The organism is Parasphingomonas caseinilytica, from assembly GCF_036663755.1.
Lineage (GTDB): Bacteria > Pseudomonadota > Alphaproteobacteria > Sphingomonadales > Sphingomonadaceae > Sphingomonas.
This window is the reverse complement of record NZ_JAXOJL010000002.1, coordinates 118,781-144,585: the sequence shown is the minus strand read 5'-3', so window position 1 is coordinate 144,585 and position 25,805 is coordinate 118,781. Positions and strand designations below refer to the sequence as shown.

The 25,805-nt window shown below is 65.5% G+C and carries 24 protein-coding genes and 1 riboswitch; of the genes, 13 read left to right on the top strand and 11 right to left on the bottom strand.

Features of this window, described 5'->3' with window-relative positions; genetic code table 11:
- The first annotated feature begins 127 nt into the window (after window positions 1-127).
- From U1738_RS07115 to U1738_RS07095, 5 genes are all read left to right on the top strand, one after another.
- Window positions 128-994, top strand: a complete 867-nt coding sequence (locus tag U1738_RS07115) for a glycine--tRNA ligase subunit alpha (RefSeq protein WP_332788563.1) — start codon at window positions 128-130, stop codon at window positions 992-994.
- Window positions 991-3,348, top strand: coding sequence for a glycine--tRNA ligase subunit beta (gene glyS / locus U1738_RS07110; protein WP_332788352.1), 2,358 nt, complete (start codon window positions 991-993; stop codon window positions 3,346-3,348). The genes U1738_RS07115 and glyS overlap by 4 nt, the downstream gene beginning before the upstream one ends.
- Window positions 3,349-3,424: 76 nt before the next feature.
- Complete coding sequence (gene ppdK / locus U1738_RS07105; RefSeq protein WP_332788351.1) at window positions 3,425-6,091, top strand: pyruvate, phosphate dikinase; 2,667 nt, start codon at window positions 3,425-3,427, stop codon at window positions 6,089-6,091.
- Window positions 6,092-6,151: 60 nt separating this feature from the next.
- Window positions 6,152-6,724, top strand: a complete 573-nt coding sequence (locus tag U1738_RS07100; RefSeq protein ID WP_332788350.1) for a DUF1214 domain-containing protein — start codon at window positions 6,152-6,154, stop codon at window positions 6,722-6,724.
- On the top strand, window positions 6,724-7,242 hold the full coding sequence (locus U1738_RS07095) for a DUF1254 domain-containing protein (protein WP_332788349.1): 519 nt from the start codon (window positions 6,724-6,726) through the stop codon (window positions 7,240-7,242). Before U1738_RS07100 ends, U1738_RS07095 begins: the two co-directional genes overlap by 1 nt.
- A 3-nt stretch (window positions 7,243-7,245) precedes the next feature.
- Here U1738_RS07095 and U1738_RS07090 read toward each other — a convergent pair whose 3' ends face one another.
- The 8 genes from U1738_RS07090 to U1738_RS07055 form a co-directional block, all read right to left on the bottom strand.
- The gene (locus U1738_RS07090) at window positions 7,246-7,833 is read right to left on the bottom strand and encodes a helix-hairpin-helix domain-containing protein (protein ID WP_332788348.1); all 588 of its coding nucleotides are present in this window, start codon (window positions 7,831-7,833) and stop codon (window positions 7,246-7,248) included.
- Between the two features lie 64 nt (window positions 7,834-7,897).
- Window positions 7,898-8,893 (bottom strand): type II secretion system F family protein, encoded by a 996-nt coding sequence (locus U1738_RS07085; protein ID WP_332788347.1) that lies wholly within the window; start codon window positions 8,891-8,893, stop codon window positions 7,898-7,900.
- 33 nt (window positions 8,894-8,926) lie between these two features.
- Window positions 8,927-9,901, bottom strand: a complete 975-nt coding sequence (locus U1738_RS07080) for a type II secretion system F family protein (protein WP_332788346.1) — start codon at window positions 9,899-9,901, stop codon at window positions 8,927-8,929.
- Window positions 9,902-9,975: 74 nt separating this feature from the next.
- Window positions 9,976-11,253: a CpaE/TadZ family protein gene (locus tag U1738_RS07075; protein ID WP_332788345.1), complete on the bottom strand. Its 1,278-nt coding sequence runs from the start codon at window positions 11,251-11,253 to the stop codon at window positions 9,976-9,978.
- A 3-nt stretch (window positions 11,254-11,256) separates the two neighbouring features.
- A complete protein-coding gene (locus U1738_RS07070; protein WP_332788344.1) occupies window positions 11,257-11,874 on the bottom strand; it encodes a CpaD family pilus assembly protein in 618 nt (205 codons plus the stop codon).
- 23 nt (window positions 11,875-11,897) lie between these two features.
- Window positions 11,898-13,442, bottom strand: a complete 1,545-nt coding sequence (locus U1738_RS07065; protein WP_332788343.1) for a type II and III secretion system protein family protein — start codon at window positions 13,440-13,442, stop codon at window positions 11,898-11,900.
- Window positions 13,442-14,476, bottom strand: a complete 1,035-nt coding sequence (cpaB, locus tag U1738_RS07060; protein WP_332788342.1) for a Flp pilus assembly protein CpaB — start codon at window positions 14,474-14,476, stop codon at window positions 13,442-13,444. Before cpaB ends, U1738_RS07065 begins: the two co-directional genes overlap by 1 nt.
- 49 nt (window positions 14,477-14,525) lie before the next feature.
- Window positions 14,526-14,999, bottom strand: a complete 474-nt coding sequence (locus U1738_RS07055) for an A24 family peptidase (RefSeq protein WP_332788341.1) — start codon at window positions 14,997-14,999, stop codon at window positions 14,526-14,528.
- Window positions 15,000-15,048: 49 nt separating this feature from the next.
- Between U1738_RS07055 and U1738_RS07050 the strand changes: the two genes are divergently transcribed.
- Window positions 15,049-15,996, top strand: a complete 948-nt coding sequence (locus U1738_RS07050) for an alpha/beta fold hydrolase (RefSeq protein WP_332788340.1) — start codon at window positions 15,049-15,051, stop codon at window positions 15,994-15,996.
- Window positions 15,993-17,081, top strand: a complete 1,089-nt coding sequence (locus U1738_RS07045; RefSeq protein WP_332788339.1) for an NAD(P)/FAD-dependent oxidoreductase — start codon at window positions 15,993-15,995, stop codon at window positions 17,079-17,081. The genes U1738_RS07050 and U1738_RS07045 overlap by 4 nt, the downstream gene beginning before the upstream one ends.
- A 39-nt stretch (window positions 17,082-17,120) precedes the next feature.
- Here U1738_RS07045 and rnhA read toward each other — a convergent pair whose 3' ends face one another.
- From rnhA to ispH, 3 genes are read right to left on the bottom strand one after another with little or no spacing between them, the layout of a single operon-like run.
- Window positions 17,121-17,582 (bottom strand): ribonuclease HI, encoded by a 462-nt coding sequence (gene rnhA / locus U1738_RS07040; RefSeq protein ID WP_332788338.1) that lies wholly within the window; start codon window positions 17,580-17,582, stop codon window positions 17,121-17,123.
- Window positions 17,579-18,532 carry a homoserine kinase gene (gene thrB / locus U1738_RS07035; protein WP_332788337.1) on the bottom strand — a complete coding sequence of 318 codons (954 nt, stop codon included), beginning with the start codon at window positions 18,530-18,532 and terminating at the stop codon, window positions 17,579-17,581. Before thrB ends, rnhA begins: the two co-directional genes overlap by 4 nt.
- Entirely contained in the window at window positions 18,533-19,492 is a 960-nt protein-coding gene (ispH, locus tag U1738_RS07030; protein ID WP_332788336.1) for a 4-hydroxy-3-methylbut-2-enyl diphosphate reductase, read from the bottom strand.
- Window positions 19,493-19,604: 112 nt separating this feature from the next.
- Here ispH and U1738_RS07025 point away from each other — a divergent pair, with 112 nt between their 5' ends.
- The 6 genes from U1738_RS07025 to U1738_RS07000 all read left to right on the top strand — a co-directional run bounded on the left by U1738_RS07025 (window position 19,605) and on the right by U1738_RS07000 (window position 25,758).
- A complete protein-coding gene (locus tag U1738_RS07025; RefSeq protein ID WP_332788335.1) occupies window positions 19,605-20,270 on the top strand; it encodes a hypothetical protein in 666 nt (221 codons plus the stop codon).
- A gap of 63 nt (window positions 20,271-20,333) precedes the next feature.
- Window positions 20,334-20,435, top strand: a riboswitch (glycine riboswitch).
- Between the two features lie 162 nt (window positions 20,436-20,597).
- A complete protein-coding gene (gcvT, locus tag U1738_RS07020; RefSeq protein ID WP_332788334.1) occupies window positions 20,598-21,743 on the top strand; it encodes a glycine cleavage system aminomethyltransferase GcvT in 1,146 nt (381 codons plus the stop codon).
- Window position 21,744: 1 nt separating this feature from the next.
- A complete protein-coding gene (gcvH, locus tag U1738_RS07015) occupies window positions 21,745-22,116 on the top strand; it encodes a glycine cleavage system protein GcvH (protein ID WP_332788333.1) in 372 nt (123 codons plus the stop codon).
- Window positions 22,117-22,225: 109 nt separating this feature from the next.
- The gene (gene gcvPA / locus U1738_RS07010) at window positions 22,226-23,584 is read left to right on the top strand and encodes an aminomethyl-transferring glycine dehydrogenase subunit GcvPA (RefSeq protein ID WP_332788332.1); all 1,359 of its coding nucleotides are present in this window, start codon (window positions 22,226-22,228) and stop codon (window positions 23,582-23,584) included.
- A complete protein-coding gene (gene gcvPB / locus U1738_RS07005) occupies window positions 23,581-25,152 on the top strand; it encodes an aminomethyl-transferring glycine dehydrogenase subunit GcvPB (RefSeq protein WP_332788331.1) in 1,572 nt (523 codons plus the stop codon). Before gcvPA ends, gcvPB begins: the two co-directional genes overlap by 4 nt.
- Window positions 25,153-25,224: 72 nt before the next feature.
- On the top strand, window positions 25,225-25,758 hold the full coding sequence (locus tag U1738_RS07000) for a CcdC protein domain-containing protein (protein WP_332788330.1): 534 nt from the start codon (window positions 25,225-25,227) through the stop codon (window positions 25,756-25,758).
- Window positions 25,759-25,805: the final 47 nt, after the last annotated feature.

Sequence of the window (25,805 nt, the reverse complement as noted above, 5' to 3'; positions counted from 1 at the left end):
GCGGCATTAACCTCGCCCGGTTGACCCTGTCGGAGCCTTGCGCCAAAGCGTCCGCGCTTGTCTTCTCGCACCTGCGAACGCGTCTTTTGGGGTTTTACTTTTGGGCCAGCCGCTCAGCTTCCAGCGCATGATCCTGAAGCTCCACGATTACTGGAGCGAACGCGGCTGCCTGATCCTGCAACCTTACGACATGGAAATGGGCGCCGGCACCTTCCACACCGCGACCACGCTGCGCGCGCTCGGCCCGGAGCCGTGGAACGCCGCCTTCGTCCAGCCCTGCCGCCGCCCGACCGATGGCCGTTACGGCGAGAATCCGAACCGGCTGCAGCATTATTATCAGTATCAGGTGATCCTGAAGCCCAGCCCGTCCGACCTGCAGGAACTGTATCTCGGCAGCCTTGCCGCGATCGGCATCGATTTCACCAAACACGACATCCGCTTCGTCGAGGACGATTGGGAATCCCCCACGCTCGGTGCCTGGGGCCTGGGTTGGGAAGTGTGGTGCGACGGCATGGAGGTGACCCAGTTCACCTATTTCCAGCAGATGGGCGGCTTCGACTGCAAGCCCGTCGCCGGCGAGCTGACCTACGGCCTCGAACGCCTGGCGATGTACATCCAGGACAAGGACAGCGTGTACGATCTCGCCTTCAACGATGCGGGCGTAAGCTATGGCGACGTGTTCCTCGAAAACGAGAAGCAGATGTCGAAGTGGAACTTCGAGGTGGCGAACACCGAGGCTTTGTTCGACCTGTTCCGCAAACATGTGGCCGAATGCGAGAATTCGCTGGAGGCGGTACTCCCGATCCCCGCCTACGAACAGGCGATCAAGGCCAGCCACGTCTTCAACCTGCTGCAGGCGCGGGGCGTCATCTCGGTGGCGGAACGCCAGGCCTATATGGGCCGCGTCCGCGATCTCGCGAAGGGCAGTTGCCAGGCCTGGATCGACCATCGCACGCCCGACTGGCAAGCGGCGTATCCGGGGTGGACGGCATGACCGCTTTCCTCCTCGAACTCCGCTCCGAAGAAATCCCCGCGCGCATGCAGGACAAGGCGCGGGACGATCTCGCCCGCCTGTTCGCCGCCGAACTCGCCAAAGCCGGCATCGTCGCGTCCGGCATCACCACCTACGCCACCCCGCGCCGCCTGACGCTCATCGCCCGCGATTTGCCGGCAGAGACGGCGGCGGTCAGCGAAGAGACCAAAGGCCCGAAATCCAGCGCCCCCCCGCAGGCGCTCGAAGGCTTCCTGCGCAAGACCGGCCTGACGCGCGAGCAACTGGTCGAGCGCGACGGCATCCTGTTCGCGGTTATCGACAAGCCCGGCCGCGCCACCGCCGACGTGCTGGCCGAGGCGATTCCGAACATCGTCCGCGCCTTCCCCTGGCCGAAATCGATGCGCTGGGGCGCGGCCAGCACCACGACCGAGAGCCTGAAATGGGTCCGCCCGCTGCAAGGGATCGTCGCCCTGCTCGGCGAGGAGGTCGTGCCGTTCGAGATCGCCGGGATCACCTCCGGCGCGGCCACGGTCGGCCACCGCTTCCACAATCCCGGCGTCATCACGATCGGCAGCGCCGCCGATTATGCCGAGACGCTGCGCGAGGCCCATGTCATCGTCGATCAGGACGAACGCCGCCAGATCATCGCGCTCGGCGCGACGATGGCCGCGCGCAAGGCCGGGCTGGAACTGGTGCAGGACGAAGGCCTGCTAACCGAGAATGCCGGCCTGACGGAATGGCCCGTGCCGCTGCTCGGCCGCTTCGACGAAGCGTTCCTGGATGTGCCGCCGGAGGTGATCCAGCTCACCGCGCGCGTGAACCAGAAGTATTTCGTGTGCCGTGATGCGGACGGGAAACTGGCGAACGCCTTCGTCTGCACCGCCAATATCGATGCGGTGGATGGTGGTGCGAAGATCGTCGAGGGCAACCGCAAGGTCCTCGCGGCAAGACTGTCGGACGCGAAGTTCTTTTACGATACCGATCTGAAGGTCGATCTGGAGGAACAGGCGAAGAAACTCGGGGCGATCGTCTTCCACGAGAAACTCGGCACGGTCGCCGACAAGGTCGATCGCGTCGCGAAACTGGCCCGGTGGCTGGTGGAGGAAGGTATTGTCTCTTCTTCCCCCCTCCCGCCTGCGGGAGGGGCCGGGGGTGGGCTCGCGCTCTCCACGACCGCTACCGCCAGCGGTGAGCGCGAGCCCACCCCTAACCCCTCCCGCAAGCGGGAGGGGGACAAGACGCTGGCGGACCAAGCCGAACGCGCCGCCCGCCTCGCCAAGGCGGATCTCGTCACCGGCATGGTCGGCGAATTCCCCGAGCTGCAAGGCCTGATGGGCGGCTATTACGCGCTCGCCCAGGGCGAGGACGCGGCGGTCGCGGAAGCGATCCGCGATCACTACAAGCCGGTCGGCCAGGGCGACGACGTCCCCACCGCGCCGGTCACGGTGGCGGTGTCGTTGGCGGATAAGCTGGATACGATAGCTTGCTTCTTCTGCATTGATGAAAAGCCAACCGGGTCGAAGGATCCGTTCGCACTACGTCGGGCTGGCCTAGGTGTACTGAGGATCATGGTTGATCATCAACTACGGGCTTTGTGGGGTAACGTTTTTCAGCATGTAGTGGCCAAAGCAACTGAAACCGCGTCTGGCTCTGAAGGCAGCGCCTTCGATGGATTAAAGGCTCAGTTTTCTGAGCAGCTCGTTCAGTCCTCCGCGAGATTGCAGGGCGTCGCCGCAGTTATTGAACATATGGAAACGCTGCAAGCTCAGCAAATTGTTCAGTTTCTGGTAGACCGCCTCAAAGTCCAGCAACGCGAAGCCGGCGTCCGGCACGACCTGATCGACGCGGTGTTCGCTTTGGGCGGCGAGGACGATCTCGTCCGTCTGCTCGCCCGCGTACATGCGTTGCAGGCGTTCGTCGGTACGCCCGATGGCGCGAACCTGCTCGCCGGGTACAAGCGCGCGGCGAATATCCTGAAGAAGGAAAACCACGTCGTCCCGGCGAAGGCCGGGACCGCTGGGTCATCCGGCGAAACGGCTGCCCCGAACGCAGCGGTCCCGGCCTCCGCCGGGACGACGGATTTCGGGCTGTCCTACACGCCGGAAAAGGACGAAGCTGCTCTCATCACCGCGCTCGACGCCGCTGCCCCCCGGGCGCAGGCCGCCGTCGAGCGTGAGGATTTCGAAGGGGCGATGGCGGCACTCGCAACGCTGCGCGCCCCGATCGATGCGTTCTTTGAAACCGTGACCGTCAACGATCCCGAGCCCGATAAGCGGACAGCCCGCCTCGCGCTGCTCGCCCGCGTGCGCGCCGCGGTCCATACGGTCGCCGATTTCTCGAAGATCGAGGGGTAGATCGGCGTCGACAGTGTGACCCTAGTGTGACCTTTTAATCGCCTCCCAAGCGAAATCAGATACTTAGAGGATGACGATGACTCAGTACGTATATCGGTTTGGCGGCGGCGTGTCGGATGGCGGCAAGGGCGACAAGAACCTGCTCGGCGGCAAGGGCGCGAACTTGGCGGAAATGGCCTCGATCGGCCTGCCCGTGCCCCCCGGCTTCACCATCTCGACCGAATTCTGCGAAGTCTATTACGACGAGGGCCGCGCGTTTCCGCAAGGGCTGCGCGATGAAGTGGCGAAGGGCATCGCCCATATCGAGGGCATCACCGGCAAGGTGTTCGGCGACGCGGCCGATCCGTTGCTCGTCTCGGTCCGCAGCGGCGCGCGCGCCTCGATGCCGGGCATGATGGATACGGTGCTAAACCTCGGCCTCAACGACGAGACGGTGAAGGGTCTCGCCGAAACCAGCGGCGACGCGCGTTTCGCGTGGGACAGCTATCGCCGCTTCATCCAGATGTATTCCGATGTCGTGCTGGAGCTCGATCACGCCGCGTTCGAGGATGCGCTGGAGATCGCCAAGGAAGATAACGGCTATTATCTCGACACCGATCTGACCGCGCAGGATCTTCAGGCGCTCGTCGCCGAATACAAGAAGCTGGTCGAGGCGCAGTGGAACAAGCCGTTCCCGCAGGACGTGCATGACCAGCTATGGGGCGCGGTCGGCGCGGTATTCGGATCGTGGCAGTCGGAGCGCGCCAAGGTCTATCGCCGCCTGAACGACATCCCTGCCGCCTGGGGCACCGCCGTCAACGTGCAGGCGATGGTGTTCGGCAATATGGGCGACACCTCCGCGACCGGCGTCGCCTTCACCCGCGATCCCGCCAAGGGCGACCGCGCGTATTACGGCGAATTCCTGATCAATGCGCAGGGCGAAGACGTCGTCGCCGGCATCCGCACGCCGCAATATCTGACGGTCGCCGCCCGCGAACTGGCCGGCGCGAAACCCGCCTCGATGGAAGAGGCGATGCCGGAGGTGTACGGCGAACTCGCCAAGGTGTTCGACCTGCTGGAGACGCATTACCGCGACATGCAGGACATCGAATTCACCGTGCAGCAGGGCAAGCTGTGGATGCTTCAGACCCGCTCGGGCAAGCGCACCGCCAAGGCCGCGCTGAAGATCGCGGTCGACATGGCCGAAGAGGGGCTGATCACTAAGGAGGAGGCTGTCGCCCGCGTCGATCCGCAGGCGCTCGACCAGTTGCTCCACCCGACGCTCGACCCCAAGGCCAAGCGCGACGTGCTGACCAAGGGCTTGCCCGCCTCGCCCGGCGCGGCCAGCGGCGCGGCGGTGTTCGACAGCGACACGGCGGAAAAGCGCGCGGCGGCAGGCGACGCGGTGATCCTGATCCGCACCGAAACCAGCCCCGAAGACATTCACGGCATGCACGCGGCCAAGGGTATCCTGACGGCGCGCGGCGGGATGACCAGCCACGCGGCGGTCGTCGCACGCGGCATGGGCCGCCCCTGCGTGTCCGGCGCAGGCACGATCTCGATCGATGCCAAGGCCGGCGTGATGCGCGTGGCTGGGCGCGAAATCCGCACCGGCGATATCGTCACGATCGACGGCACCACCGGCGAAGTGATGGCCGGCGCGGTGCCGACCGTGCAGCCCGAACTGTCGGGCGATTTCGGCACGCTGATGGCCTGGGCCGACGGCGTCCGCCGCCTGAAGGTCCGCGCCAATGCCGAGACGCCTTTGGACGCCAAGGTGGCGCGCGAATTCGGGGCCGAGGGCATCGGCCTGTGCCGCACCGAACACATGTTCTTCGATGCCGCGCGCATCACCGCCGTGCGCCAGATGATCCTGGCCGAGGACGAGGCCGGCCGCCGCGTCGCGCTCGACAAATTGCTGCCCGAACAGCGCAGCGACTTCGTGGAATTGTTCGAGGTGATGGCCGGCCTGCCGGTCACGATCCGCCTGCTCGATCCGCCGCTGCACGAATTCCTGCCGCACGAGGAAGCCGAATTCGCCGAAGTCGCCAAGGCGGCGGGTGTGGACGTCGATGTGCTCAAGCGCCGCGCGGCGGAACTGCACGAATTCAACCCGATGCTCGGCCATCGCGGTTGCCGCCTCGGCGTGACGTACCCCGAAATCTACGAGATGCAGGCGCGTGCGATCTTCGAGGCGGCGATCGAGGTCGCGGTGAAATCCGGTGCCGCGCCGATCCCCGAGGTGATGATCCCGCTCGTCGGCACGCGCCGCGAACTGGAACTGATGAAGCAGGTGGTCGACAAGGCCGCGCAGGCCGTGTTCGCCGAAAAGGGACAACGAATCGAATATCTCGTCGGCACGATGATCGAACTGCCCCGCGCCGCCTTGATGGCGGGCGAGATCGCCGAGATCGGCGAGTTCTTCAGCTTCGGCACCAACGATCTGACCCAGACGACGCTCGGCGTGTCCCGCGACGACGCTGCGCGCTTCCTGACGACCTATGTCGAGCGCGGCATCTACGCCAAGGATCCGTTCGTCAGCCTCGATATCGAAGGTGTCGGCCAGTTGATCGAGATGGCCGCCGAGCGGGGCAGGGCGGCGCGCCCCGGCATCAAGCTCGGCATCTGCGGCGAACATGGCGGCGATCCCGCGTCGATCGCGTTCTGCGAAGCGACCGGCCTCGATTACGTCTCCGCCTCGCCATACCGCGTGCCGATCGCACGGCTGGCGGCGGCACAGGCGGCGCTCGCGGCGAAGGGCTGAACATCCTATCCATCCTCTCCGTAAGCCGATATCGTCGGTGAAAATGGCGGGGATGGTTCGATGAAACCCTGGGCGCGCTATCTGATCTGCACGATTGCCGGCACGGGCCTCGGCCTTGGTGGCGCGGTCTATACGGTGCGCGCCGGCGCGCTCGGCAACAATGTCACGATCGGTCCGTGGGCGACCGGCACGCAGTTCGGATCGGCCGATGCCGACGCCTATACCCGCGCGGTCGTCGCATTGAAGGGCTTGCTCGCGCTCCCCGCCCACGAAGCGCGCTATTACACCGCCGCGAACGATAGCGCAGGGCGACCGCTCGACGGCCGTTGCCGTTACCGCATCACCGGCGGTGCCTTGCCCGCCGCGTGGTGGAGCCTCACCGCCTACGATCCCGACGGCTATCTCATCGCCAATCCGGCGAACCTCTATTCGGTCGCCGGTTCGGCCTTCCCGGATCAGGGCGCGGAGGGCTGGGCGCTGACGCTGTCGCCGGCCCGCCAACCCGGAGCGTGGCTGCCGAGCGGCGGGATCGCGCATCTTGAACTCACGCTGCGCACCTATCTGCCGCGTGACGGCGGCGGCGGAAATCCGCCCGCGTCCGTTCTGCCCGCGATCGTTCGGGAGGCCTGCTGATGCGCCGCTGGATGCTCCCGATCCTCGCCGGGCTGATCGTCGCCGGTGCGGTCTATTACATCGCGTTGCTGCGCGCGCCGGACGTGCTGATGATGGCGGCGATGAAGCGTGTGTCTGCCGGCGGCGTCAACCGCTTCACCCACAGCCCGCTCGCCACGGCGGCGGCGCGCAAGATCGTGCGGCCCAGCCCCGATCTGGCCTATTCGTCCTGTCCGTTCGACGTGTCCGACGGGCCGGTGCTGATCGACGCCGTGCCGGTGCCAGCCCCTTATTGGTCGCTGTCGATCTTCGATTCGCACACCGATGCCGTGTTCGTGCGCAACGCGTTGCAGGCGCGGGGCGTGCCGTTCAAGCTGGCCATCGCCCGCGTCGGGCAGGTCGTTCCGGCGGGCTACGAAGCCGTACAGGTGGGTGGCGATCGCGGCATCGCTTTGGTCCGCATCCTGGTCACCGATAGCGCCCGTTTCGCCCCGCTCGATGCGGCGCGGCGCACGACGACCTGCGGGCCGTTGGAATAAGCGTCAGTCCTGGGGGAAGCGTTCGGCGTGCTCGGCATCCTGGCCGGTGCGTAGCAAACGTGCCTGCTCCCGCCACTGTTCGCGTGTGATGTAGCCGGCCGGTACGCCCAGTCGCTGTTCCAGCGCCATCTCGTCCTCGTCGGTCAGATTTTCGATATCGCCGAACTCCGTCACGCCGAGGGCGAACAACTTGGTCTTCAGGACCGAATCGATGCCCCGGATGCGGGAAAGGTCACGATTTTTGGAAACCGGCGCGGCGGCGGCCACGATCGGCGCGGCGGTGGCCGCCGAAGCCGCGACCACCGGAGCCGCAGCCATCGGAGCCGCGACCGCGGTCGGCTCGGCCGTCGGCTGATCCACCACGACGCGATCCTGCGCCTTGGCCAGTTCGGCCTCCAGTACGCCGATACGCTGATTGGACTCGCGCTGCGCCTTGTCCGCCACGCGGCGGAAGGCGGCGTAATTGTCGCTCTCGTCCTTGAAGCGCTTCTTCCACTTCGCTCCGCCGGGATGCAGGCCGAGCCCGACGAACAGGCCGGCGACGAACAGGATCAGCAGCGCAATCACTTGCGGAAAGGTGGAGAACAGCATCGTCGTCGCCTGTTTACAATGGGGTACCCATCCTGACCGCGAGTTCGCCCGCGATCAAGGGCGCTTAGATCCCACCCTTGAACGCGTCGGAGATCGAACAGGCCGCCGGGCCAAGGATGACGATGAACAGCACCGGCAGGATGAACAGGATCAGCGGCACGGTCATGATAGCGGGCAGACGCGCGGCCTTTTCCTCGGCGCGCATCATGCGTTCGTTGCGGAATTCGGCAGATAGAACGCGGAGTGCGGACGCCAGCGGCGTGCCGTATTTCTCGGTTTGCACCATGGTCGTGACGACGCCTTTGATCGCGTCGAGGTTCACGCGCATCGCCAAATTCTCGAACGCCTGACGCCGCTCCGACAGGAAGCCGAGCTCGATCGCGGTCAGCGTGAATTCGTCGCCCAGCTCGGGATAGGCGCGACCCAGCTCGCGCGCCACGCGTTGGAATGCGGCGTCCACCGTCAAGCCGGCCTCGGCGCAGATGACGAGCAGATCGAGCGCATCCGGCAGGCCCTTGCGGATCGCATCCGAACGCTTGCTGATCTTGTTCTTCAGGAAGATGTCCGGTGCCTTATAGGCCAGCACGAACGTACCCGCGACGATGCCGTAGCGCTTCAGCGAGCCGTAATCGGGGAACATCTCCGCGACATAGACGCAGTAGATCGCCATCGCGCCGAACACGATCGGCAGCACGAGGCGGCCGAAGATGACGGCGACGGCATATTCCTTCGATCGGATGCCGGCCTGCATCAGCTTGATCTGCGCGGCCTTGACCTGACTGTCCTGCAGCACCTTCATGCCGGAAAGCAGCGCCTTGATCCGGTCGGTCGTCTCGTTCTTCGTCACCAGCTTGGCGCGACGTTTGGTCGAGGCGGTGATGCCGGCCTTCAGCTGTTCGCGCCGGTCGTTCAGCGCCTTGACGCGCTTGGTGCCCGGATCGCGCACCGTGGTCACGGCGTAGATCGCCAGCAGCACGGCGAACGCGGCGACGCCGGCGAGCAATGTCGCCGCCATCATCACATCGACCCCGAGGATCTTAGGTCCGGCGCCTTCGCCCATGATTGCTACCGATGCCCCATATTGAATTGCGTTTCAGATTTCGAAGTTGATCATCTTGGCCATGATGAATGCGCCGATGGCCATCCAGCACAGGCCACCGCCACCGGCGACCATCAGCCGCTGATCGATGAAGAAGGTCTGCATGTAGCTGCTGTTGATCATCCAGATCATGCCGAAGACGATGAACGGCAGCGACCCGATGATGTAGGCAGACGCCTTGGATTCGGACGACATCGCCTTGATCTTCAGCTTCATCTGCCCGCGCATGCGCAGCACGGTGGCGAGATTGGCGAGCGTTTCGGCCAGATTGCCGCCGGTCTCGCGCTGGATCGCGATCGAGATGACGAAGAACTGGAATTCGGGTGTGCCGAGCCGGTCGGCGGTATCCTGAAGGGCGGCGTCCATCGTGCGCCCGATCTTCATCTTGTCGGTCACGGCGCGGAATTCGACGCCGATCGGCCCCTTCATCTCGCTGCCGACCACGGCGATCGTCTCGGTTATCGGCAGGCCGGACCGCAGGCCGCGCACCAGCAACTCGATCGCGTCGGGCAGTTTGACGGTGAACTGGTTAATGCGGCGCTTGATGAAGAAGCCGACCGCGAAATGCGGCAGGCCGGCCCCCAGCATCACGCCGATCAGCAACGCGAGGAGGAAGGGCAGGCCTTTCAGCCAGCCCAACGTGGCCACGACCACGACGATGCCCAGTGTCACCATGCCGTACTGGCCGACCGTCCACGGCTTGCCGGTGCGCGACAGGCGCTTCTTCAGCTCGGCGGGGCGCGGCAGGAATTGCGCGGCGAAGCCGTCCATCTTGTTGCTGCGCGCGGCGGCGATGCGACGCGCCATCTGCGCCTCGACCACGTTTTCGGTGCCGCTGTGGCGCAGTTTGAGCGACCCCAGCCGACGCGATTGCGCGCGCGCGGCCGACGGCCCGGAAAAGGCGAAGGCAATCATCGTCAGGAAGACGCATGCGCCCCCGACCATCATCATGAACGGCATCAGTTCCATGCTGCTATCATGCGCTCCGCTTCGTTACCGTGCCGTCAATCGACCGCACGCGCCCATCACATTATTTTTCGGCGTTATTTCTTCGGCTTCTTCGACAGCATCGCCTTCAGATCGAACTTGCCGATCAGCGAGCCACCCGTCTTGGCCGACCCCTTTTTCGGCGCATCTTCCGCCACGGCATCGCCGAAGGCCATCAGCTGCGTCGTGAGTTCACCGATCGGCGCGACGGTCTTCGAACCCTTGCCCGCCTCCGCCATCGGCTTGCCGAGCTTGGCCGACTGTGCGGCGAGTTTCTGGTCGAACGGCACGACGAAATCGATCTTGCGTTCGATCGATCCTTCGAAATCCTTGCGGCTGATCTCCAGCTGCCCGGCATGGACGCGGTTGGCGACCACGAAGACGTTGGTCTGCGGCGCGTTCGATTTCAGCCAGGACAGGATACGGATCGTGTCGCGGGCGGCGGCCAGCGTCAGTTCCGTCACCAGCACGGCGATCTGCACGTCGGCGATCAGGTGCGGATGCTGCACCAGCATGCCGCGCGGCAGATCGACCACGGTGCATTCGAACGCGGCGCGCATTTCTTCCTGCAATTGGTAGAAGGCGCTGCCGTCGGTCATCACGGGCGAATTGATCGGCGCTTCGGCCGACAGCACCGACAGCGTGTCGCTCGACCGCACCATCGCGCGTTCGATGAACAGCCCGTCGATACGGCTGGGGTTTTCGATCGCGTCGGTCAGGCCGCGGCCCGGTTCCAGATCGAGCGTCAGCGCGCCGGTGCCGAAATGCACGTCAAGATCGAGCAAAGCAGTCGTGCGCTTGGCCTTGTCGCTCAGCAGCCACGCGATCGACGTTGCGATGGTCGATGCGCCGACGCCGCCACGCGCGCCGATGATCGCGGTCGAGCAATGCGGGCGTTCGGTGCCGGCCTCGGCGTTCTTCGGCGCGTTGAGGATCGTCTGCGCATGCGTGAACGCCTCGCGCAGCATGTCCGGGCCGAGCGGCTTGAGCAGATAATCCTGGATGCCGCTGACGACCAAGTCGCGGTACAGGCGCACGTCGTTGACCTGGCCCGCCGCGATTACGACGGTGCCCGGTTCGCACACTTCGGCCAGCGCGTTGATGTCGTTCAGCGGATCGCCGCTTTCCGAAAGATCGACGAACAGGATTTGCGGGGATGCCGAGACGGACAAAGACTGGACCGCGTTGCGCAGCCCGCCCTTGTTCACCTTCTCGGGTGCCCAGCCCATTTCACCGACGATCGGGCGCAGCGCCTCGGCCGTGGTTTCGTCACAGACATAGGCGACGAAAGGGTCGCGGTGCGCGAGCTTTGCGGGGTTGAAGGGTGCGTTCATGGCTTATTTGCTTCCCTTGCCCGGCGCGGCCTTGCGATAGACATCGACCGCCTTGGCCGCGGTGGCCGTGTCGGTGGCGTCCGCGCCGGGCTGGCCCAGCACCAGATCGCCCGGGTTGGCGACCATCGCGGCGAAATTGGCATTCATCGCGCAGCCGTGATTGGACGACGTGTTGCTGTCGAACTCGATGCCCGAGACGCGGCTGTAATCGGGGCAGCCCGGCACGGTCGCCTTCATGCGGCTGACCACGACGCGCACCGTGCCCGGCGCGATCGGCGAATTGGTCGGCGGGGCGTTGTCGGCCACGAGCAGGCCGTAGCGCGAGAGCTGGGTCTGCACGTCGTCGCGCACGCCGTTGCTGGCGCCCGCCGGATCGTCGACCGAGACGCGGTCGCCATAGCCGAGGCGCAGGCCCGCCATCCAGCCGGCGAGCCGCTGGCTCTCCCCGGGCGCGAGGCGATTGCCCGCGCTGCCGACGTCGAACACATAATCGGTGCGCGAGACGACCGGTTGATGCGCCGGCTCGAGTCCGCGGTTCGTCGTGCCGCATGCGCCCAGCAACAAGGCCGGGGCAAGGGCGGAAGCGATCAGGATGCTACGCGTGAAGTTGGGCGAGACCATGGGGTTTCTTCCTGCCTGAACGATCAATTGAACGAGAAGCCGGGAGCGGCGGTCGCGCCCTTCTTCGATTTCGGCGGTTCGGCCTTTTCCTCGCGACGAACGTCCGCCTTGGGAGCGGGCAGCGTCGGCGCGACGGCACCGAGCGCCGGGGTCGCGGTTTCCGGCGCGGCCATGCTCGGCTTTGGCCGGCTGCCGCCCGTCGTGCCGCCGCTAATCTTGCCGAGCAGCACGCGGTCCAGATCCGTCGGTGCCTGATAGCCGTCGGTCGGCAGGACGATGTCGTTCGCGTTGACCGGTTTCACGAGATACGGCGTGACGACGATGACCAGTTCGGTCTCGTTACGCTTGAAGCCGTTCGAGCGGAACAGCGCGCCCAGGATCGGCACGTCGCCAATGCCAGGTGTCTTGTCGATTGAATTGTCGTGGTTGTTCTGCAGCAAGCCGGCGGTCATGAAGCTCTGGCCAGAACCGAGCTCAATGGTCGTTTCGGTGCGCCGGGTGCTGATTCCCTGAATAACGGTATTGTTGAGCTGGACCGAACCTGCCGCCGTCAATTGTGACACTTCGGCGCGCAGGCGTAGCGAGATGCGGCCATCGGCTAATACCGTCGGGGTATAGGTCAGGCTGATCCCGTAAGGCTTGTATTCGACAGATACGGCACCCTGGCCCTGACTGATCAGGATTGGGACTTCGCCGCCGGCGAGAAACGTGCCCGTCTCGCCCGACATGGCAGTGAGATTCGGCGTTGCCAGCGAGGATACCTGGCCGGTCGTCTCACCGAGATCGAGCGAACTCAGCAAGTCCAGTCCGAAAACCTTGCCAGCGAGGCCCAGCACTGTGCCAGCCCCACTACCGATTAAGCTGCCGGTTGCAGGTGCGGTGGTGAAACCTACGCCCAGCGGGCCGCCAGGCACGAATTGGCCAGCGGCAGCACCGCGAGTGGCACCGAACTTGGTCCCGCCGGTCTGATCGACCGTGGCAAACTTGGTGCCGATATTCTTGATAAAGCTGCGGCTGACTTCGGCGAACTTGACCTGCAAATTCACCTGAAGCGGTGTGGCGGTCTTGAGGTGACTGAGGACCTTCGTGCTGTCGCCAACAAAGGCCTGGACGAGGCGCGCTGCTTCTTCCGCATCGGCAGGGGACAGAACCACGCCGGTCAGCAATACCAGTCCGTTCATCGGCGTGGCAACGATCTGCGCCTCGGGCATCGCCAGACTGAGCATCTGCTGGATCGAATCGAGGTTGTTCCCGACCCTTACCGTGGCCGAATATACGACCGCTCCGCCCTTGGCGGTTGCCGAGATGGTCGTCTCGCCGGTCGCCTTGCCGAAGATGTAGATCTGCGTCGGCGATTTGACCTGCACGTCGGCGATCGCATCGCTGGCGACGAAGATGTCGGTGATCGGGCGGGGCAGGGTGATCAGGCGGCCACGACCGGTATTGACCTGAAGGACAGGTGCGCCGGCGGTGCTCTGTGCGGGGGCCTGCGATGCCGTCCCCGTCAGAGTGGCGGCCATCATCGCCGCAGCGAGCGGCCAGCCGATCGGCGTGTTCGCGATACGCATCACTTCTTCCCCCCGACCGGAACATCGGTCACAGAATTACCGCGCGCGATGCGCACCATAGGCCCGGTCGCAACCGCTGCCCCGGGATATGCCCCTGCCGCCGCCGGGACCGGTCCGCCATTCGGCGTTTCCGCCGCAGCGGCGGACTTGCCCGGCACCGTGCGGCGCTGGAAGCGCGACACGTCTCCGCCGACGGCGAAGGTGTTGTTGCCGGTTGCCGGCTGGCTCGCCAGCTTCGCGAACATCGCCTTCTCGGCCTTGGGGTCGTTGCCCTCCGGCACCTTGATATCGCCATTGGCGATCGCTTGTTCGAGTTCAGAATTGTTATCGGCGATCGACCGCAGCGACAGCGAGAGCGTGCCGAGCGTCTGGGCCACGGCGATCCGTTCGGCGAGCGACGGCGAGGCCTCGATCGTCACGTTGGAGAAGCCGCGCACCACCGTCTTGCCGTCTTCGCCGACCGTGTTGTCGGTGCGCTGGTCGGTCGCCAGCACGCGCAGGTTGCGCATGATCGTCTCGGAGGCCTTGAGCGGCGGGCCATCGCCGCCACCCGGCACGGTCTGCGTCAGGATCAGGTCGATGCGGTCGCCCGGGAAGACGAAGCCGGCAACGCCTGCCTGCGCCGAAATCGGGATCGTCACGGCGCGCATGCCAGGCCCGAGTGCCGCAGCGAGGAAGCCACGATCGCCTGGCTTGACCAGCGAGCCTTGCGTCAGTGGCTGGCCCGCGGTGATCGCGGCGCGGACCACGGTGCCCTGCAGCGCCTTGAGGTCGGTGCCGGCCTTCAGATAATAAGCGTTCTCGACGAGATCCTTCGGCCACGGCTGAAACTTCAGCGCGGTCGCATCCAGGATCGTGCCGACCGGCAGGGCGCGCGTCGCGACGAGCACTTCCGGCCCGTCGATCGGCGCACCGGCCACCGTCGCGCCCGCCTGGGGCGTGGCGCTGCCGGAGATCAGGCTCCTGGCCATGAACGCGGTAAGGGCTGCGACAAGCAGCGCACCCACCAGCAGGACGATCTTACGGGTATCCATGACGCTTCGTACCTCTCGGACGCGGATCGGTTGATCCCGCGTTAATCAATCACGTAAATTGGTTAAAAATCGGTTCGCGAATGGCGAATAAAGCGGCGATCGCGATCGCCACACCGTAAGGAATTTCGATTCCGCCGCTCTTTTTCTTCAGCTTTTGTTCGATCATCATCACGATTGTCAGCGCACCGCCGACCAGCGACATCACGATCAGCAACCAGGACAGAGCGGCGAACGGAAACCACAAGGCCAGCGCCCCGATCATCTTCACATCGCCGCCGCCCATCCAGCCGAAGTGGAACGCGACGCAGAACAGGCCGAGGACCGTGACGGCCACACCCAGTTGGACGGCCATGTCCGGCCACATCTGCAGGCCGTTCGCCCACCACCACAATGGCGCTAGCAAGGCGATGGCGGCGTTCTTCCAATTGGCGATCTCGCGCACCCGTGCGTCCTGGATTCCGGCGGAGACCAGAAGCAGCACCAAAGCGCCCAGCAGCAAAGCAGTCGGATTTCCCCAGCCCATCGGGGAATTTCCTAGACTATCGGCCTTTCCAAAAAGTAACCATCGGCCGATGTCTTTTGCCCCCGCACATTATCGCCGTGAGATTCCCGCCGATGCGGCGATCACCACTTGGCGCGCGCCCGACGGTTGGGAGATGCGCCGGTTCGATTGGCCGGCGGCCGGGGCGGCTCGCGGGTCGATTCTGTTTCAGACGGGGCGGGGGGACATCTTCGAGAAGTATTTCGAAGCATTCGCGCACTGGCACGATGCGGGCTGGTCGGTCAGCGCGCTCGACTGGCGCGGGCAGGGCGGATCGGGTCGACTCTCGCCCAACCGTCACGTGGGTCATGTCGAGGATTTCGCGACTTATATAGCCGATTTCGCCGCGTTCTGGCCGGAATGGGTCGCCGCGACGCCGGGGCCGCAAGTGCTGATGGGGCATTCGATGGGCGGGCATCTCGTGCTGCGTGCCCTAACGGAAGGCGTAGCGAATCCGGACGCCGCCGTGCTGATCGCGCCGATGCTCGGGCTGCACTCTCCGATCGGCGCCCGGGCCGGCGAATGGCTGGCGCGGATCGTGTGCGGCCTCGGCAATCCCGCGCGGGCGGCGTGGAAGGGCAACGAGCGCCCCGCGACGACCAGCACGCGGCAATCGCTGCTGACGCACGATCCCGATCGTTATGCGGACGAGATATACTGGCAGCAGGCAAAACCGGAGATCGTGCTCGGCCCGCCGAGCTGGAAATGGCTGGTCGAAGGATTTGCCTCGACCCGGCTTCAGCGCGCCGACCCTCGCCTCGCGCAGATGCGCGTGCCGACGCTGATGATCGTCGCCGACGCCGACCAACTGGTCGATCCCAAGGCGGCGCTGTTCGTCGCGAGCAAGCTGCCCGACGCCGAGGTCGTGCGTTTCGGCACCGAATCGGCGCACGAGGTGCTGCGCGAGGCGGATGGCGTGCGCGACACGGCACTGGCCGCGATCGACACCTTCCTCGCTGCGCAAGCGCCGCCACGTTGAACGCACGCTACGATATCGCGATCGTCGGGGCCGGCATCGCCGGTGCGAGTCTTGCCGCTGCGATCGGCGGCCGGGCATCGGTACTATTGCTCGAGGCGGAGGATCTGCCCGGCTATCATGCCACCGGGCGATCGGCGGCTTTCTGGTCGGAAAGCTATGGCGGCCCGGGCGTACAGCCGCTGACCACCGCATCCGGTCCGGCGTTGCGCGATGGTGGCTTTCTGCAACCGTTGGGATCGCTACACATCGGGCGCGTGGAAGATGCGGCGAAGATCGATGCGTTTCTTGCCGAATTCGCCGGCACGGGGGTGGTGCTGAACACGGTCGATCCGGCCGCCCTGGTGCCGGGGCTGCGGCCCGAATGGACGCTCGGTGTGATGGAGGCGAGCAGCGCCTATATCGATGTCGCTGCCCTGCATGCAGACTGCCTGGCAAGGGCGAAGCGGTCGGGCGTGACGCTGGCGACGCAAGCCGGGTTGCGCGGGGCGGAGCGTATTGGCGGCACGTGGCGGCTGGATACCGAAGCAGGTGCATTTGAGGCGGACGTTCTCGTCGATGCCGCCGGGGCCTGGGCCGATTCGATCGCCCGGATCGCCGGCGCGAGGCCGATCGGCATCCAGCCGTATCGCCGCACGGTCGTGCAATTGCGCACCGATCCGCCCTCGCACGACGGGTTGCCGCACGTCGCGGACATCTCTGGCAATTTCTACTTCAAGCCCGAAGCGGGCGGGCGGCTGTGGCTCAGCCCGCATGATGAGACGCCGGTGGATCCGCATGATGTGCAGCCGGAGGAACTGGACGTCGCGATCGGCATCGACCGGTTCGAACGCGTCGTGGATTGGCGCGTGACGGTCGTCGAACGGCGCTGGGCCGGGCTGCGCAGCTTCGCGCCCGATCGCCTGCCGGTCTACGGCTTCGATGCCCGGGTGCCGGGCTTCTTCTGGTGCGCGGGGCAGGGCGGCTTCGGCATCCAGACCGCGCCTGCGGCTGCGACGCTGGCTGCGGCGTTACTGCTGGGGGTTACGCCGGACGAAAGCGTGGCCGCTATCGATCCTGCCGTCTACGCGCCTGGAAGGTTCGATTAAAATCCTCGCCGTTCCGGGAAGGAGCTTAATACCTATCGTTCAGGATCGCCCCGCGAACACTGCAGCATCGCTCGCCAATTTATCGACGCGCTCATTGTCCGGGTGGCCGGCATGGCCCTTCACCCACACCCAGTCGATGCGGTGCGGCTTGGCCGCGTCGAGCAGGGCCTGCCACAGATCGGCATTCTTCACCGGTTGCTTGGCGGCGGTCTTCCAGCCGTTCTTCTGCCAGCCCTTGATCCACTTGGTCAGGCCATCCATCACATAGCGGCTGTCGGTCGACAGCGTGACGCGGCACGGCCGTTTCAGCGCGTTCAGCCCTTCGATCGCCGCCGTCAGCTCCATGCGGTTGTTCGTCGTCAGCTTCTCGCCGCCGGACAATTCCTTCTCCGCCGCGCCGGATCGCACCAACGCTCCCCAGCCGCCGGGGCCGGGATTGCCCTTGCACGCCCCATCCGTGGCGATCTCCACGCGCGACATTTCTTTGGTCGGTTCGGTCATGTGTTGGCGAGTTCCGGGGCATAGTGAGCAAGCCGCCGCCAATAGGCGAGCGGATCCTTGCGCGTCACCAGCGCATCGGCCGGCGTGTTCAACCAATCCCACGCGCGCGACAAGGCGAAGCGCAGGCACGATCCGCTGGCGAGTAGCGGGAATTGCGCGCGTTCGAATTCGGTGAGCGGGAAATGGGTTTGATAACCCGCGATCAGCGCATCGCCGACCGCCGAATCGTAGTCCCGGCCGGTCGCATCGAACGCCCACGCGCTGTGCATGATCGCCAGATCGTAGACCCGGATGTCGGTACACGCGAAATAGAAGTCGATCAGGCCGCCGACATCGTCGCCGCGCATCAGCACGTTATCGGGAAACAGATCGGCGTGGATCACGGATATGTCATGCGCGCTCGCATCCCAGCGGCCGATGACGGAATCGAGCGCGCGACCGAGATCGTCGTAAAGGCCGGGCGCGATATCGTTCAGGCTGTGTCCGCAGCGCTCGTACAATGGCCGCCACGTTTCGACTCCCATTGAATTCGGCCGCGTCAGCGGGAAATCTTTCAGCGATTGGTGCATTCGCCCCATGGCGGCACCCGCCGCGAGCGCCTGCGCCGCCGTCGGATGCGACAGCGACACGCCCGGCAGGAACTGGATCAGACACGCCGCCCGGCCCTCCAGCATCTGGATCGTCACGCCGTCGCGATCCTTGATCGCCGGCGGTACGGGGTTCCCGCGCTCCGCCAGATGATCGAGCATCGCGAAGAAGAACGGCAAATCGCCGGCATCGACGCGCTTTTCGTACAGCGTCAGGATGAAGCGGCCCTTGGTCGTATCGACCAGATAATTGCTGTTCTCGACTCCCTCGGCGATGCCCTTGGCGGAGATCAGGTCGCCAACATCATAGCGCGCGAGGAAGGCGGCCAACGCCTCGGCCGAAACGTGCGTGTAGACGGCCACTCAGGCAGCGGCGGCTTCGAGGCCGCGGGGCAGCTTGAAGGAGATGGTCTCGCGGTTGGTTTCCACTTCGCGCTCGCTGACCTCGAAATGTTCGGACAGCCGCGCGACCACTTCGCGCACCAGCACTTCCGGGGCCGAAGCGCCAGCGGTGATGCCAAGCGTCCGTACGCCATCGAGAAACGCCAGATCGAGCGCATCCGCGCGTTGGATCAAAATCGCGCGCGTCCCCTCGCGCTCGGCGACTTCGACCAGACGGACGGAGTTGGACGAATTGGGCGCGCCGATCACCAGCATCGCATCGCACATCGCAGCGATCGCCTTCACCGCCGTCTGGCGATTCGACGTGGCGTAGCAGATGTCGTCCGGGCGCGGTGCCTGGATCGCCGCGAACCGCCGCTGCAACGTCGCGACCACTTCGGCGGTGTCGTCCACCGACAGGGTCGTCTGCGTCAGGAAGGCGATATTGTCGGGATCGGCGGGCATGAACGCCTCGGCATCCGCCACCGTCTCGATCAACGTCATCGCGCCCGGCGGCACCTGGCCGAACGTTCCGATCACTTCCGGATGGCCGGCATGGCCGATGAACACGATATGCCTGCCCTGCGCCACCAGTCGTTCGGCCTGGCGATGCACCTTCGAGACGAGCGGGCAGGTCGCGTCGAGATAGGTCAGCCCGCGATCCTCGGCCGCCGCCGGCACCGATTTGGGCACGCCGTGCGCGGAGAACACTACCGGCACGCCTTCGGGCACTTCGCTTAATTCCTCCACGAAGATCGCGCCCTGCGCGCGCAGCGTATCCACGACATATTTGTTGTGCACTATTTCGTGTCGCACATAGACCGGGGCGCCATGTTTCTCGATCGCCAGTTCGACGATCCGGATCGCGCGGTCCACGCCCGCACAGAAGCCGCGCGGCGCGGCGATCAGCAGTTCGAGCGGTGGTTTTGCGGCGATACCCATGCCGCTTGCCCTACGCGATTGCTTGCACGGGCGAAAGCCGGTTCCTATGGTGCGCGCCATTCCAGCCTGGGCGCCAATTCGGCGTCCGGCCATCCCATTGAGTAAGGTGCGTATGCGCGTGACAGCCCGGAATTCCTTCGCCCCGATCCTTCTGGCGGCCGGCCTCGCGGCTTTGCTCGGCGGTTGTGCCAAGAAGGGCGAGATCGATCTGGCGGGCGGCGTCGGCATCACCGCCGTGCGTTCGGCCTGCCCCAGTGTCGGTATCCCTGCATCGACCGGCGACATCACCCTGTTCGATCCGCCGGCCAGCCGCGACGCGGCGGCGATCGACGTCACTGCGCTGATGACCAACGTGCGCTCGACCTGTAACGAGGCGGGGGCCGATATCGAGACCAGTGTCACCTTCGATGTCCGCGCGAGCCGGATCAACGCCTCCGCCGCCCGTGACGTGAAGTTGCCGTATTTCATCGCCATCGTGCGCGGCGGCACGGCGGTGACGGCCAAGCGCGTCGGGCGGGTGACGATCCATTTCGACGCCGGCCAGACCCGCGCCTCGACCAGTGGCCAGGCGAGCACGAACATCTCCCGCGCCGCTGCGACGCTGCCGGACGACGTGCGCAAGAAGCTGACCGAGAAGCGCAAGGCCGGCGACGACGATGCCGCGGTCGATCCGTTGTCGCGTCCGGATATCCGCCAGGCGGTGAAGAGCGCAAGCTTCGAGGCGTTGGTCGGTTTCCAGCTTACCGACGAGCAGCTGAAATATAACGCCACACGCTAATCCCGTTTGACTCGTTTGCTGCGGCGCGGCACATCGGACGGGTCGATGCCGGGCAACCGGTATAGGCGCTGCGCGGGAGAGCGCGGGCGGGTCTTTCAGGCTCGGCCCGCCGCCGAAGGAGCAACCGCCCCGGAATCTCTCAGGCAACCGGACCGCGCAGGGCTAACGACACTCTGGAAAGCGCTTCCGCGTCAGTGGGAGCCACCGAAGGGGTAAGCCGCGCGGCAAATGCGTGGTCAAAGCTCTCAGGTTCCGTGACAGAGGGGGCAGCGGACGTTCGTGCACAGGTACGAGCGATTCGTTGCACCCGAGATCCGGAGACCGACAGTGACAGACGCCTTCGACAATATTGGGGAAGACGGCCCCGAAATCGAAAACGAATTGCTGCCGCTCGACGCATGGCATCGCGCGCGGGGTGGCCGGATGGTGCCGTTCGCGGGCTACGAAATGCCGGTCCAGTATGAAGGCATCATGGCCGAGCATCTGTGGGTGCGCGAGAATGCCGGGCTGTTCGACGTATCCCATATGGGGCAGCTGTATCTTTCGGGCGACGGGCTGGACGCGGCGCTCGAGGCGCTGATCCCGGCGGACGTGAAGAGCCTGAAGCTCAACGCGCAGAAATATTCGCTGCTGCTTGCTGACAACGGCGGCATCCTCGACGACCTGATGTTCACCCGCTGGGAGAACGGCCTCTACATGGTCGTCAACGGCGCGGTGAAGTATGACGACATCACGCATCTGCTCGATCATCTGCCCGACGACATCACGATCAACCACATGGCCGATCAGGCGCTGCTCGCGCTGCAGGGACCGAAGGCGGTCGATGCGCTGTCGCGGCTCGTGCCGGGCGTCGAGGCCCTGGTGTTCATGACCGGCGGGCGCTTCACCTGGCGGCACCAGTCGATCTGGATCAGCCGCTCGGGCTATACCGGCGAGGACGGGTTCGAGATTTCGATTCCCGCCGAGGACGTGACCGATTTCGTCGATGCGCTGTGCGCCGAGCCGGAAGTGAAGCCGATCGGCCTGGGCGCGCGCGATTCGCTTCGGCTCGAGGCGGATCTGCCGCTCTACGGCCACGATCTCGATACCGAGACGACGCCGATCATGGCCGCCTTGAACTTCGCCGTCGCCAGCAAGCGCCGCCGCGAGGAGGCTAATTTCCCCGGTGCCGCGCGCATCCTGCTGGAGCGTGAGAACGGTGCGGTCACCAAGCGTGTCGGGCTCGTCATCGACGGTCGCCAGCCGGTGCGCGAAGGTGCCGCGGTGATCGACAAGGACGGATCCGATGTCGGCAAAATCACTTCGGGCGGTTTCGCGCCGAGCCTCGGCGCGCCGATCGCGATGGCCTATGTTCCGCTGGCGATGGCCGAGATCGGAACGGTCATCCAGATCGCGCAGCGCGGCAAGGTCCATACCGGCACCGTCACCGCGATGCCCTTCATTCCCCATCGTTACGTTAGAGGAGCCAAGTGAAATGAGCCGTTATTTCACCGAAGACCATGAATGGATCGACGTCGATGGCGACGTCGGCACCGTCGGGATCAGCGAATATGCCCAAGGCCAGCTCGGCGACATCGTGTTCGTCGACGTGCCCGAGGACGGCAAGGAACTGACCAAGGGCGACGAGGCCGCCGTGGTCGAATCGGTCAAGGCCGCGTCCGACGTCTATTCGCCGGCCAGCGGCATTGTGGTCGAGAGCAACGACGACCTCACCGACACGCCCGGCCTGGTCAACGAGGATCCGGAAGGCGACGGCTGGTTCTACAAGATCACGCTGAGCGACCCGAGCGAGCTGGAATCGCTGATGGATGAGACGGCCTACGCGGCGTTCGTCGCGAAGCTCTAGTTCGCGCGTTGCCCCGGCGGAGGCCGGGGCCGCTACGTTGTCGCTCGCAACGTCGGCCGCGTGCCTTACCCAAGCGGCCCCGGCCTCCGCCGGGGCGACGGGAATTCCCATGCGCTACCTGCCCCTGACGCCCCAAGACCGCACCGAGATGCTCGCCGTGATCGGCGCATCATCGATCGATGACCTGTTCGTCGATGTGCCCGAGATCGCGCGGCTCGACGGGCCGATCCACGGACTGCCGATGCATGCCAGCGAACTCGCGGTGGAACGGCACATGACGGCGCTTGCGCGCAAGAACGTCGCCGCCAGCGACGGTCCGTTCTTCCTCGGCTGCGGCGCGTACAAGCATCACGTGCCCGCCAGCGTCGATCATCTGATCCAGCGCGGCGAATTCCTCACCGCTTATACGCCGTACCAGCCGGAAATCGCGCAGGGCACGCTGCAGATGCTGTTCGAATTCCAGACTCAGGTCGCGCGGCTACTCGGTACGGACGTGGCGAACGCATCGATGTACGACGGATCGACCGCGTGCTGGGAGGCGATCGGCATGGCGCGGCGCGTGACCAAGCGGGCCAAGGCGATCCTGTCGTCCGGCCTGCACCCGCATTACGTTTCGGTCGCCAAGACGATGGCGAAATTCACCGGCGACGTGCTGGAAACCTCCGCGCCGCAACTGGCGCCAGAGGGCGACATCGCCGATCTGATCGCGGCGATCGACGGCGATACGTCGTGCGTCGTGGTGCAATATCCCGACATCCTCGGCCGCATCGCCGATCTGTCCGAACTCGCCGCCGCGTGCCAGGCGAAGAAGGCGCTGCTGATCGCCGTCGTCACCGAACCGGTGGCGCTGGGCGCGATCCGGTCGCCGGGCGAGATGGGCGCGGACATCGTGGTCGGCGAGGGCCAGTCGATCGGCGTCGGCCTGCAATTCGGCGGGCCCTATGTCGGCCTGTTCGGCTGCAAGGAGAAATACGTTCGCCAGATGCCGGGTCGCCTGTGCGGCGAGACCCAGGATGCGGACGGGCGGCGCGGCTTCGTGCTGACGCTCTCGACGCGCGAACAGCATATTCGGCGCGAGAAGGCCACGTCGAACATCTGCACCAATAGCGGCCTGTGCGCTTTGGCCTTCTCGATTCACATGACGCTGCTCGGCGAAGCGGGCCTGCGCGCATTGGCCGAGACCAACCATGCCGGTGCGGTGGCGGCGGCGGAGCGGCTCGTGCAAGTGCCGGGCGTCGAACTGGTGACGCCGGTGTTCTTCAACGAGTTCACGCTGAAGCTGAGCCAAGAGGCGCGCCCGATCGTGCGTGCGTTGGCCGACAAGGGCATTTTGGCCGGTGTGTCGCTGGGCCGCCTGTATCCAGGTGAGGATGCGCTGGCGAACGGTTTGGTCGTCGCGGTGACGGAAACGACGACGGCGGAGGACGTGGAAACGCTGGCCGCCGCATTGCAGGAGGTTCTGGCATGAGCATCAACGCAAGCGGCTGGCGCCCCGAAGCGCCGCAGCAGGGCACGAGCGCTGCCCCGACCTTTACCGGCAACAAGGCGCTGATGCTGGAAGAGGCGCTGATCTTCGAGATCGGCGACACGACCACCACCGGTGTCGAGGTCGCGCCCCCCGCGAAGGTGCAGTCGCGGCTCGGCAACCTCGCCCGCGCAAAGACGATCGGCCTGCCGGGCCTGTCCGAACCCGAAACGGTTCGCCATTACACGCGCCTCAGCCGCCAGAATTACGGCATCGATCTCGGCTTCTTCCCGCTGGGCAGTTGCACGATGAAGCACAATCCGCGCCTCAACGAGAAGATGGCGCGGCTGCCCGGGTTCGCCGATGTCCATCCGCTGCAGCCGGTCGATACCGTGCAGGGTGCGCTAGGTGTGATCAATGAGCTGGCGGTGTGGTTGATCGAGCTGACCGGCATGTACGGCGTGGCGATGACGCCCAAGGCCGGCGCGCATGGCGAGTTGTGCGGCATATTGTGCATCAAGGCGGCGCTGGAGAAGCGTGGCGAGGGCCATCGCAAGGTCGTGCTGGTGCCGGAAAGCGCGCACGGCACCAATCCCGCGACGGCGGCGTTTGCCGGCTTCAAGGTCGAGGATATTCCGGCGACCGCGGAGGGGCGGGTCGATCTCGATGCGCTGAAGGCGCGGCTCGGGCCGGACGTTGCGGCGGTGATGATCACCAACCCGAACACCTGCGGCCTGTTCGAACGCGATATGAAGGCGATCTCCGACGCGGTCCATGCCGCCGGCGGCTACGTCTATTGCGACGGCGCGAACTTCAACGCGATCGTCGGGCGCGTGCGGCCGGGCGATCTCGGCATTGATGCGATGCACATCAATCTGCACAAGACCTTCTCGACGCCGCACGGCGGTGGCGGCCCGGGTTCGGGTCCGGTCGTGCTGTCCGAGGCGCTGGCCCCGTTCGGTCCGCTGCCGTTCACCGAACGCCATGCCGACGGCCATATCACGTTGGTAGAGGAAGAAAGCGTCGACGATCGTCATCCCGACAGTTTTGGCCGGATGACCGCGTTCAACGGCCAGATGGGCATGTTCACCCGCGCGCTCACCTATATCCTCAGCCACGGCGCGGACGGACTGCGTCAGGTCGCCGAGGATGCCGTGCTCAACGCGAACTACATCCTGCGCTCGCTCGACAAGACCCTGGTTGCGCCGTTCGGCCCCTCGGGTCCGTGCATGCACGAGGCGTTGTTCAGCGACGAGAACCTTGCCGAGGGCTTCTCCACGATCGACGTCGCCAAGGGGCTGATCGACGAGGGCTATCATCCGATGACGATGTACTTCCCGCTCGTCGTGCACGGCGCGATGCTGATCGAGCCGACCGAGACCGAGAGCAAGGCGGCGTTGGACCAGTTCATCGGCGCGCTGCGTTCGGTGGCGGAACGCGCCAAGGCCGGCGACATTGCGCTGAAATCCGCGCCGCACTTCGCCCCCCGCTCGCGCCTCGACGAGACGCTGGCGGCGCGCAAGCCGGTGCTGGTGTGGAAGGATCCGATGCTGGCCGAGGCCGCGGAATAAAGCGTGAATTGGGCTGGAGCGGCGGTGTTTCACCCTGCTATGACAGCAAGGTCGTAGCGAAAGGGAATCGCCATGCAGGTGCACGCCGTCCAGCCCAACCAGTGGATCCAATATGCGATCACCGCAGTGATCGTGATGATCGTTCTCGCGCTGCGCCTGCGCGGGATGCGCAAGATGCGGCGGCTACGGCTGGAGACGTTGTGGATCGTGCCCGCGATCTACCTGCTGTTCGCCGGCATCATGTTCTACGAATTTCCGCCCACCGGCGTCGCCTGGGCGGTGTGTGCGGCGGCTTTGCTCGTGGGGGCGGCCATCGGCTGGCAGCGCGGCAAGCTGATGCAGATCCATGTCGATCCCGAAACCCATATGCTGAACCAGAAGGCATCGCCCGCCGCGTTTCTGTTCATCGTCGTGCTGATCGTGGTGCGCATGGCGGCCAGGGGCGTGCTGGCCGAGGGCGGCGGCTATGGCTTCCACCTCAATGCGATGGTCGTCACCGATGTGCTGATCGCGCTGGCGCTGGGTCTGTTCTCAGCCACCCGCCTGGAAATGTATATCCGTGCGAAGCGTCTGCTCGACCAGGCAAAGGGCGTCCGCGCGATTTGAGCGGGGCCGATCGGCGATATCGCCCCGCGCTCGATTATCGGAAGAAC

Bases quoted from the DNA above. Each gene is read 5' to 3' on its own strand.
- U1738_RS07115 (WP_332788563.1), top strand. From the start codon at position 128: ATGATCCTGAAGCTCCACGATTACTGGAGCGAACGCGGCTGCCTGATC.
- U1738_RS07095 (WP_332788349.1), top strand. From the start codon at position 6,724: ATGCGCCGCTGGATGCTCCCGATCCTCGCCGGGCTGATCGTCGCCGGT.
- ispH (WP_332788336.1), bottom strand. From the start codon at position 19,492: ATGGGTATCGCCGCAAAACCACCGCTCGAACTGCTGATCGCCGCGCCG.
- U1738_RS07000 (WP_332788330.1), top strand. From the start codon at position 25,225: ATGCAGGTGCACGCCGTCCAGCCCAACCAGTGGATCCAATATGCGATC.
- glyS (WP_332788352.1), top strand. From the start codon at position 991: ATGACCGCTTTCCTCCTCGAACTCCGCTCCGAAGAAATCCCCGCGCGC.
- U1738_RS07050 (WP_332788340.1), top strand. From the start codon at position 15,049: ATGTCTTTTGCCCCCGCACATTATCGCCGTGAGATTCCCGCCGATGCG.
- U1738_RS07075 (WP_332788345.1), bottom strand. From the start codon at position 11,253: ATGAACGCACCCTTCAACCCCGCAAAGCTCGCGCACCGCGACCCTTTC.
- U1738_RS07025 (WP_332788335.1), top strand. From the start codon at position 19,605: ATGCGCGTGACAGCCCGGAATTCCTTCGCCCCGATCCTTCTGGCGGCC.
- gcvPB (WP_332788331.1), top strand. From the start codon at position 23,581: ATGAGCATCAACGCAAGCGGCTGGCGCCCCGAAGCGCCGCAGCAGGGC.
- gcvH (WP_332788333.1), top strand. From the start codon at position 21,745: ATGAGCCGTTATTTCACCGAAGACCATGAATGGATCGACGTCGATGGC.
- U1738_RS07085 (WP_332788347.1), bottom strand. From the start codon at position 8,893: ATGGGCGAAGGCGCCGGACCTAAGATCCTCGGGGTCGATGTGATGATG.
- ppdK (WP_332788351.1), top strand. From the start codon at position 3,425: ATGACTCAGTACGTATATCGGTTTGGCGGCGGCGTGTCGGATGGCGGC.
- U1738_RS07100 (WP_332788350.1), top strand. From the start codon at position 6,152: ATGAAACCCTGGGCGCGCTATCTGATCTGCACGATTGCCGGCACGGGC.
- gcvPA (WP_332788332.1), top strand. From the start codon at position 22,226: ATGCGCTACCTGCCCCTGACGCCCCAAGACCGCACCGAGATGCTCGCC.
- U1738_RS07065 (WP_332788343.1), bottom strand. From the start codon at position 13,442: ATGCGTATCGCGAACACGCCGATCGGCTGGCCGCTCGCTGCGGCGATG.
- U1738_RS07080 (WP_332788346.1), bottom strand. From the start codon at position 9,901: ATGGAACTGATGCCGTTCATGATGATGGTCGGGGGCGCATGCGTCTTC.
- cpaB (WP_332788342.1), bottom strand. From the start codon at position 14,476: ATGGATACCCGTAAGATCGTCCTGCTGGTGGGTGCGCTGCTTGTCGCA.
- rnhA (WP_332788338.1), bottom strand. From the start codon at position 17,582: ATGACCGAACCGACCAAAGAAATGTCGCGCGTGGAGATCGCCACGGAT.
- U1738_RS07090 (WP_332788348.1), bottom strand. From the start codon at position 7,833: ATGCTGTTCTCCACCTTTCCGCAAGTGATTGCGCTGCTGATCCTGTTC.
- U1738_RS07055 (WP_332788341.1), bottom strand. From the start codon at position 14,999: ATGGGCTGGGGAAATCCGACTGCTTTGCTGCTGGGCGCTTTGGTGCTG.
- U1738_RS07070 (WP_332788344.1), bottom strand. From the start codon at position 11,874: ATGGTCTCGCCCAACTTCACGCGTAGCATCCTGATCGCTTCCGCCCTT.